The following is a 6,810-nucleotide window of genomic DNA, read 5'->3' on the forward strand; positions in this document are numbered from 1 at the left end:
GAACATACTTCCCCATGCCTTCCAGCACCCACCATCAGCGGGTTCTCAGTCTGGCCAGCCAGAAGGGGCTGCTGCGCGCCAGCGACCTGGACGCCATCCGTGCGCCTCGGGTCGTGCTGACGCGCCTGACCGCTGCGGGCCTGCTGGAGAAGGTGGGGCGTGGCCTGTACCGCCTGCCGGATGCACAGATTTCGGAATTCGAGAGCCTGGCCACCATCGCCACCAGGGTGCCTCAGGCGGTGTTCTGTCTGCTGACGGCCCTGCAGTTTCACGAGCTGACCACGCAGCTGCCGCGCCAGGTCTGGATCGCCATGCCAAGGGGCAGCCACCCGCCCCGTGTCGACTACCCGCCCGTCAAGATGGTGCAGTTCACGGGTGACGCCTATTCGGCCGGGGTTGAGGAAGTCGAGCGCGACGGCGTGAGGCTGCGGGTGTACAGCGTGGCCAAGACGGTGGCGGATTGCTTCAAGCACCGCAACAAGATCGGGCTGGATGTGGCGCTGGAGGCACTGAAAGACGCCCGGGCGCGCAGCAAGGCCTCCGTCGACGACATCTGGCGCTTTGCCAAGATATGCCGCGTGGCCAATGTGATGCGCCCCTACCTGGAGAGCGTCGGATGAGTGCGGCCAACCTCAATGTCGCGGCATCCGTCCGCGCGCGCCTGCTCAACGTCGCCAAGGCACAAGGCGTCGATTTCAACCAGGTGCTGGTGCGCTTTGCCTTGGAACGCATCCTCTACCGGCTGACCCAGTCGCCGCACGCAGATCGCTTTCTGCTCAAAGGCGCGCTGCTGTTCACGCTCTGGTACGACATGCCACACCGGGCCACACGCGATGCCGACCTCTTGGGCTTCGGTGCCAGTGATCTGGCGTCAGTGGCCCAAGCGTTTCAGGACATCGCCGCTGTAGCGGTCGACGACGGCATCGAGTTCGACCCAGCCTCCGTCTCGGCCGAGGAGATCCGCAAGGAGGCTGGCTACGGTGGCGTTCGCATCATCATTGCAGCCGAACTGGCCCGCGCACGCTGCAAAACCCAGATCGACGTCGGCTTCGGCGACGCCGTCACCTGTGGATGCGGTCTATCCGGTACTGCTGCAGGAGATGCCCGCCCCAAGACTGCGGACCTACCCAAAGTACACCGTCATCGCGGAAAAGCTTCACGCCATCGCTTTGCTGGGCATGACCAACAGCCGCCTGAAGGACTATTTCGATCTGTCGGTGTTGCTGGAGCGAGAAACGCTGGACACCGATCTGCTGGCCCAGGCGATCCAGGCCACCTTTGAAAGACGGGGCATGGTGGCGCGTGACGCGCTACGCCACGGGACGCTTGTGGGCCTGACGGACGAGTTTGCGCACGACGCCTCGCGTCAAGCGCTGTGGCTGGCATTTCTCAAGAAGAACGAGCTTTCGCCGGAACCCTTACCCGATGTTGTGGGTCGCTTGAGCGTGGCCTTGGCGCCTGCGCTGAACACTGTCGTTCGCTGAACCGCCCTTCACAGGGCAATGTTCGCCACCGGCCGGCAGTTCAACTCATCTCACTGAAAGACAGCAAGGTCGAAAGCGGCCTGCCAATGGGCTGAGGTAGAACGACAGCAACCAGGCTTTTCCGGTCAGCCGCAGCACGGTGGTCTTGCACGACTTGGCATGTCCCACGCATTTCGTCTGTAATGCGCGGGTTCCCAGGAGCCCCCATGCCCACCCGCACCCTCATCCCCCTGGCGGCCACCCTGGTCGCTTTGTCCAGCCTGCCGGCCCAGGCGGTCACACCCCAGCTAACGCCCACCCCCACCGCCTGCACCCCCGACGAGCAGGTGGTGTTCCAGTGCGACATCGGCGCGCGGCGGGTGGCGGTGTGTGCCTCGCGCGGGCTGGGGCCGCAGGGCGGTCAGCTGCAGTACCGCTATGGCCGGCCCGCGGCGGTGGAGCTGGCCTATCCCTCGGCCGACACACCTTGGCGCAACGTGACGCGGGGTGGCACGCTGATGTTTTCCGGCGGCGGGGGCGCCTGGCTGGCCTTCACGCGGGGCGAACACCGCTACGTGGTCTACACCGCCGTCGGCCAGGGCTGGGGCGACAAGGCCGGCGTGGTGGTGGAGCGGGGCGGTCGGCGCCTGGCCGTGCTGGCCTGCACCCGGCCGCCGGTGTCCGACATCGGGCCCGACTTGTTCCAGCGGGCGGGCGTCCCCACGCTGGAAGAAGGGTTCGAGCTGCCCTGAGTCCCCTTCTTGAGGGGCACCCGCCGCCTTGAGGATGGGCGGCGTTGGCAAGGCAGCGTAATGTGCGCGGGCGCTGCGCCGTGGGGCGCGGGCACATCCCATCGAGGAGCGCCATGATTCCCGTCGATGCAGTGACCATGCGCGAGATCGCGCCCCGCTTCAGTGGCGAACTGGCCGAGCACCAGGACGCCATCCTCAACGCCGTGGGCCCGGTGCTGGCCAGCACCCTGGCCGCCTACGAGATCGACACCCGGCTGCGCATCGCCCACTTCCTGGCCCAGACCTGCCATGAATCGGCGGGCTTTCGGACCACGGAGGAATTTGCCAGCGGCCAGGCCTACGAAGGCCGCAAGGACCTGGGCAATACCCACACCGGGGACGGCCCGCGCTACAAGGGCCGCGGCCTGCTGCAGCTGACCGGCCGGGCCAACTACCGCGAGATGGGCCAGCGCCTGGGCCTGCCGCTGGAAGACCAGCCCGAGCTGGCGGCCGAGCCGGTGCTGTCACTGAAGATCGCCTGCGAGTTCTGGCGCCGCAAGGCCATCAACCCCTTGTGCGACGCCGATGACGTGGTGGGCGTGACGCTCAAGGTCAATGGCGGCAGGAACGGCCTGGCCGAACGCAGCCAGCTCACCGCCAAGGCCAAGGCCGCCATCGCGCGCATCCAGGGCCTGGTGATGACGGGCGAGGCGCCGCCCACGGCCAACCGGCCGGTGCTGCGTCGCGGCTCCCAGGGCGAGGTGGTGGGCGACCTGCAGCGCAAGCTGCAGCAGCGCGGCTTCAGCCTGGCCATCGACGAGGACTTCGGCGCCGCCACCGAGGCGGTGGTGATGGTGTTCCAGCGTCAGCAGGGGCTGGAGGCCGACGGCATCGTCGGCCGTGACACCTGGAACGCGCTGGACGCCAAGCGCTAACCCTGCACCGGGAGGCCCGCCATGGCCACGACTTCGCTGGAAACCATGATCGGCACCCTGTTCACCGCGCCGGCCGACGCCGCGGTGAAGGCAGAGGCCGGCTACCGACGCATCTGGGCCGACTGGCTGGCGCAGACGCGTGACCTGGTGGGCCAGGACAACATCGCCGCCCTGCAGCAGATGATGCCGCAGGCCCCGGTGATGAAGTTCAGTGGCGTGCTGGAGCTGACGCTGTCGATGCGCGTGGCCTCCATCAGCCAGGTGGATGGCAGCCTGTCGCTGGGCGCCGGGCCCATCACCGTGTCGGGCGGCTACTTCCGCCAAAGCTCGGAAGAGAGCGCGCTGACGGCCCGCGGCACCTTCACGCTGACCAACAGCGAGGTGGATCTGAGCACCTACCTCTCGCGCATGGGTCTGACGCCCACCGACCCGGCCTCACTCAACAGGGCTATCGAGACCCTGCGCAGCAAGGGGCCTTGAGCATGGCCACCCCGCCCAAGCCACCGGCGGTGGAGCCGCCCGCCGACGTGATGCTGGAAGACGTGCTGCTGGCCCTGCAGAAGACCTTCAGTCGCCTGAGCGCCACCACCGCCCAGCGCAATGCCGAAGAGTTCCGCGACCAGGCTCGCGCGCTGATCGTGGGCGATGTGGATTTCGAATTCACGGTGCAGGTGGCGCCGGCGCTGTCGGCCAAGCCGGCCGCGGCTGCCGCACCGGGCCGTCGGCTGAAGGCCGCAGCCGCCTCCGCCGAGCCGGCGCGGCCGGACACCCTGCGCTACTGCGCCGAAGGCGGCGGCTTTCCGCTCAAGCTGTCCGGACGCATTGCCACCGATGTGCGGCATGCCGAGGCGCCGACCGCGCCCCCCGCACCTGAACCGGGAGACAGCCGATGAGCGACACCGTCACCACCGTGGCCGTGCCCGCGGTCGACGCCATCTTTGCCGAAACGGTGGATGCCTTGCGCCGTCAGATCGACCAGATGCAGCTGCAGGCCAAGGCGCAGGCCCAGGCCGGTCTGGCGCAGGCGCGGGTGGACGTCATCGACGTCGAGCTGGTGTTCAAGAGCGTGGCCGTGCAGGGCAGCTCGGGCCTGGCCAAGCTGCTGGTGTCCGACAAGCAGACCAGCAGCACCATGGAGCTGCGCCTGTCCACGCGGGTGCGCATCGACTGAGCGCACCGCGCTGGCCGCCATGCGTGGCAGCCGTGTTCAGGCGGCTTTGAGCACCCGGTTGGCGGGCGAAGGCAGGGGGCTGTCCAGCCGTTCCAGCTGCAGGCCGGCATAGGCCTTGCGGACTTCTTCTTCGGACCACCGGCGGCGGGTGGTGAAGGTGCCCCAGATGGGATGGCGGTGCACCTTCCAGAACCATTGTTTGTCGCTGTGCATGTCGTCGTCTCCTGCGTGCATGGCCTACGGTATACAGGCCAGCGGGCCCACAGGGTGAGCCTCAGGCAAGCGCATCTTCCGGCACGGCGGGAACCATGCTGACGGCAGGGTTTCGCACCCCTTTGGTTTCAGCCCAGCTGGCAATGGCCAGGCACAGCAGCTCCCAGGCGGTGCCGCTGCAGGCCCGGTGCGGCGCCACATAGCGCAGCAGGGCGGCAATGCGGGCCGGGTCCGGCTGGGCCTGGCTCATCAGGGCGCGCCAGGCGTGGGCGGCGCGGTGGCCGGCCGCCAGGATGGGGTCGGCGGGCATGGCGCCTGTCTCTGTGGAAAAATAGCCGATCATCTCGGCACACACCAGTTCGGCGCTGTCGCGCGGGCGGATGCCCAGTTCAGCATGGGTGGCTTCCATCATGTTCTGCTCCCTGTCGATACTGCTGAACGGGTTTGTCCCACATCCCGGTCCCGGCGGCGTCGCCCAAAGGAGGGGATTCCGGCCCCCGTTTGATCTGACTTGGGGATCGGGCCTGTCACAGGACCGTCGCACGCTGTGTCGAAAGGTTGCCAGCCTGGCGCTGGCGGGCCAGGCCGCCCAGGGTGCGCAAGGCCTCGTCCACCCGCACGTCGTCGGGCCGGCCGATGTTCAGCCGCAGGTGGTGCACAAAGCGCTGGTCGGCCGAGAACAGCACGCCCGGTGCGGTGCTGATGCCCTGGGCCAGGGCGTCCTGGCTCAGCGCCATGGCGTCCACCCCGGCCGGCAGCTCCAGCCAGAGGAAGTAGCCGCCCTCAGGGTGGGTCACCCGCGTGCCGGCCGGAAAGTGCCGGGCGATCTGCCGGGCTGCCCGCTGTCGCTGGGCCGAGAGCGCCTGCCGCAGTTGCCGCAGGTGGCGGTCGTAGCCGCCATGGGCCAGGTAATCGGCCACGGCCCGCTGCGCAGGCAGCGAGGTGGCCAGGGTGCTCATCATCTTCAGGCGCTGCACCTGTGCGGTGTAGCGGCCGGCCGCGGCCCAGCCCACCCGGTAGCCCGGGGCCAGGCATTTGGAAAACGAGCTGCAGTGCAGCACCAGGCCGGCCTGGTCGAAGGCCTTGGCCGGCAGCGGGCGGTGGGCGCCGCCATGCAGCTCGCCGTACACATCGTCCTCCACCAGCGGAATGCCATGGCGGGCCAGCAGGGCCACCAGGGCCTTCTTCTTGGCCAGCGGCATCAGCGCGCCCAGCGGGTTCTGGAAGTTGGGCATGAACCAGCAGGCCGCCACCCGCCGCTGCTGGAGCAGCGCCTCCAGCGCCGCCAGGTCCACGCCCTCCTGCGGGTCGGTGGCCACCTCCAGCGCGCGCAGGTTCAGCCGCTCGATGGTCTGCAGCGCGGCATAGAAGGTGGGTGACTCCACCACCACCACATCGCCCGGCCGGGTGCAGGCCTGCAGGCAGAGGTTGAGCGCCTCCATGGCGCCGTGGGTGATGACGAGCTCGCCCGGGTCCAGCGCCACGCCCTGCTGGGCATGGCGGCGGTGCAGCAGCTCGCGCAGCGGCTCGTCGCCCCGCACCAGCGCGCCGGTGATCTGTGCCGGTTTGAGCTGGCGCATGGCCCGCGCGCCCGAGCGGGCCAGGGCCTCGAAGGGAAACAGCTCGGCCGGCGGGAAGGCCGAGCCCAGGGGCACGACGGCGGCGTCCTGCACGCTGCCCAGCAGCTCGAAGATCAGCTCGCTGACGCTGACCTTCTGCGCCCCGGGGCGCGGCCGGGCCACGGGCGGCGGCAGCGGCCGCGAGGCCTGGCGCGTGCGCACGTAGTAGCCCGAGCGGGGGCGCACCTCCACCAGGCCGCGGGCCTCCAGCGTGGCGTAGGTCTGGAAGGCGGTGGCGGGGCTGATGCCGTGGTCGGCACAGAGCTGGCGGACGGAGGGCAGGCGGGCGCCATCGGGCAGCCGGCCCGCCGCGATGGCGGCCACCAGCTCCTCGGCCAGGCGTTCGTAGAGGAAGGGGGTGCCGGTCATCTGATCTGGTCGAAATGCAGCATGTCTGGATCTTACGGCTCAGATGTTGGCGCCGCACCATGCCGGTCATGCACAGCAGCCCCTTCGATATGGCGCCGGAACCCCTGGCGACCTCCCGTTCCGCGGCCCACACCCTGCGGCGCCTGGGCCAGGCCGGCCTGTTCCGCCTGAGCCTGCCCAGCGAGCACGGCGGCCTGGATGCGCCCGTGGGCGATCTGGCCGCCGCCCTGGCCGGGCTGCGGGCCACCCACCCCGCCGCAGCCCGCCTGGCCCTGGCGCAGCTGGGCGCCATCCAGGCCCTGCTGCTGG

General features: G+C 69.4%; 9 protein-coding genes and 2 pseudogenes. 8 read left to right on the forward strand and 3 right to left on the reverse strand.

The window, feature by feature from the left end; all coding sequences use genetic code 11:
• Positions 1-14 precede the first annotated feature (14 nt).
• From I73_RS21645 to I73_RS21675, 7 genes and pseudogenes are all read left to right on the forward strand, one after another.
• Complete coding sequence (locus tag I73_RS21645) at positions 15-620, forward strand: type IV toxin-antitoxin system AbiEi family antitoxin domain-containing protein (protein ID WP_022982538.1); 606 nt, start codon at positions 15-17, stop codon at positions 618-620.
• Positions 617-1,484, forward strand: a pseudogene (locus tag I73_RS29745) (nucleotidyl transferase AbiEii/AbiGii toxin family protein). The gene I73_RS21645 and the pseudogene I73_RS29745 overlap by 4 nt, the downstream one beginning before the upstream one ends.
• A gap of 206 nt (positions 1,485-1,690) precedes the next feature.
• Positions 1,691-2,215, forward strand: coding sequence for a hypothetical protein (locus I73_RS21655; protein WP_051049319.1), 525 nt, complete (start codon positions 1,691-1,693; stop codon positions 2,213-2,215).
• 113 nt (positions 2,216-2,328) lie between these two features.
• Positions 2,329-3,129, forward strand: a complete 801-nt coding sequence (locus I73_RS21660) for a peptidoglycan-binding protein (RefSeq protein ID WP_022982539.1) — start codon at positions 2,329-2,331, stop codon at positions 3,127-3,129.
• Between the two features lie 21 nt (positions 3,130-3,150).
• Positions 3,151-3,609, forward strand: a complete 459-nt coding sequence (locus I73_RS21665) for a hypothetical protein (RefSeq protein ID WP_022982540.1) — start codon at positions 3,151-3,153, stop codon at positions 3,607-3,609.
• Between the two features lie 2 nt (positions 3,610-3,611).
• A complete protein-coding gene (locus I73_RS21670; protein WP_022982541.1) occupies positions 3,612-4,022 on the forward strand; it encodes a hypothetical protein in 411 nt (136 codons plus the stop codon).
• The gene (locus I73_RS21675) at positions 4,019-4,300 is read left to right on the forward strand and encodes a hypothetical protein (protein ID WP_022982542.1); all 282 of its coding nucleotides are present in this window, start codon (positions 4,019-4,021) and stop codon (positions 4,298-4,300) included. Before I73_RS21670 ends, I73_RS21675 begins: the two co-directional genes overlap by 4 nt.
• A gap of 36 nt (positions 4,301-4,336) precedes the next feature.
• Here the strand turns inward: I73_RS21675 and I73_RS33345 are convergent, their stop codons facing one another.
• From I73_RS33345 to I73_RS21690, 3 genes are all read right to left on the reverse strand, one after another.
• Positions 4,337-4,513 carry a hypothetical protein gene (locus I73_RS33345; RefSeq protein ID WP_022982543.1) on the reverse strand — a complete coding sequence of 59 codons (177 nt, stop codon included), beginning with the start codon at positions 4,511-4,513 and terminating at the stop codon, positions 4,337-4,339.
• 61 nt (positions 4,514-4,574) lie between these two features.
• Positions 4,575-4,925 carry a hypothetical protein gene (locus tag I73_RS21685; protein WP_040501293.1) on the reverse strand — a complete coding sequence of 117 codons (351 nt, stop codon included), beginning with the start codon at positions 4,923-4,925 and terminating at the stop codon, positions 4,575-4,577.
• Positions 4,926-5,040: 115 nt separating this feature from the next.
• Positions 5,041-6,501 carry a PLP-dependent aminotransferase family protein gene (locus I73_RS21690; protein WP_022982545.1) on the reverse strand — a complete coding sequence of 487 codons (1,461 nt, stop codon included), beginning with the start codon at positions 6,499-6,501 and terminating at the stop codon, positions 5,041-5,043.
• Between the two features lie 59 nt (positions 6,502-6,560).
• Between I73_RS21690 and I73_RS29750 the strand changes: the two are divergent.
• Positions 6,561-6,810 (forward strand): annotated as a pseudogene (locus tag I73_RS29750) (hypothetical protein); the annotation flags it as partial.

The sequence above is a fragment of the Ideonella sp. B508-1 genome (assembly GCF_000333615.1).
Lineage (GTDB): Bacteria > Pseudomonadota > Gammaproteobacteria > Burkholderiales > Burkholderiaceae_C > Ideonella.

Excerpts from the sequence above, each read along its gene's own strand:
- I73_RS21645 (WP_022982538.1), top strand. The coding sequence starts at position 15 with ATGCCTTCCAGCACCCACCATCAGCGGGTTCTCAGTCTGGCCAGCCAG.
- I73_RS21655 (WP_051049319.1), top strand. The coding sequence starts at position 1,691 with ATGCCCACCCGCACCCTCATCCCCCTGGCGGCCACCCTGGTCGCTTTG.
- I73_RS21660 (WP_022982539.1), top strand. The coding sequence starts at position 2,329 with ATGATTCCCGTCGATGCAGTGACCATGCGCGAGATCGCGCCCCGCTTC.
- I73_RS21665 (WP_022982540.1), top strand. The coding sequence starts at position 3,151 with ATGGCCACGACTTCGCTGGAAACCATGATCGGCACCCTGTTCACCGCG.
- I73_RS21670 (WP_022982541.1), top strand. The coding sequence starts at position 3,612 with ATGGCCACCCCGCCCAAGCCACCGGCGGTGGAGCCGCCCGCCGACGTG.
- I73_RS21675 (WP_022982542.1), top strand. The coding sequence starts at position 4,019 with ATGAGCGACACCGTCACCACCGTGGCCGTGCCCGCGGTCGACGCCATC.
- I73_RS33345 (WP_022982543.1), bottom strand. The coding sequence starts at position 4,513 with ATGCACAGCGACAAACAATGGTTCTGGAAGGTGCACCGCCATCCCATC.
- I73_RS21685 (WP_040501293.1), bottom strand. The coding sequence starts at position 4,925 with ATGATGGAAGCCACCCATGCTGAACTGGGCATCCGCCCGCGCGACAGC.
- I73_RS21690 (WP_022982545.1), bottom strand. The coding sequence starts at position 6,501 with ATGACCGGCACCCCCTTCCTCTACGAACGCCTGGCCGAGGAGCTGGTG.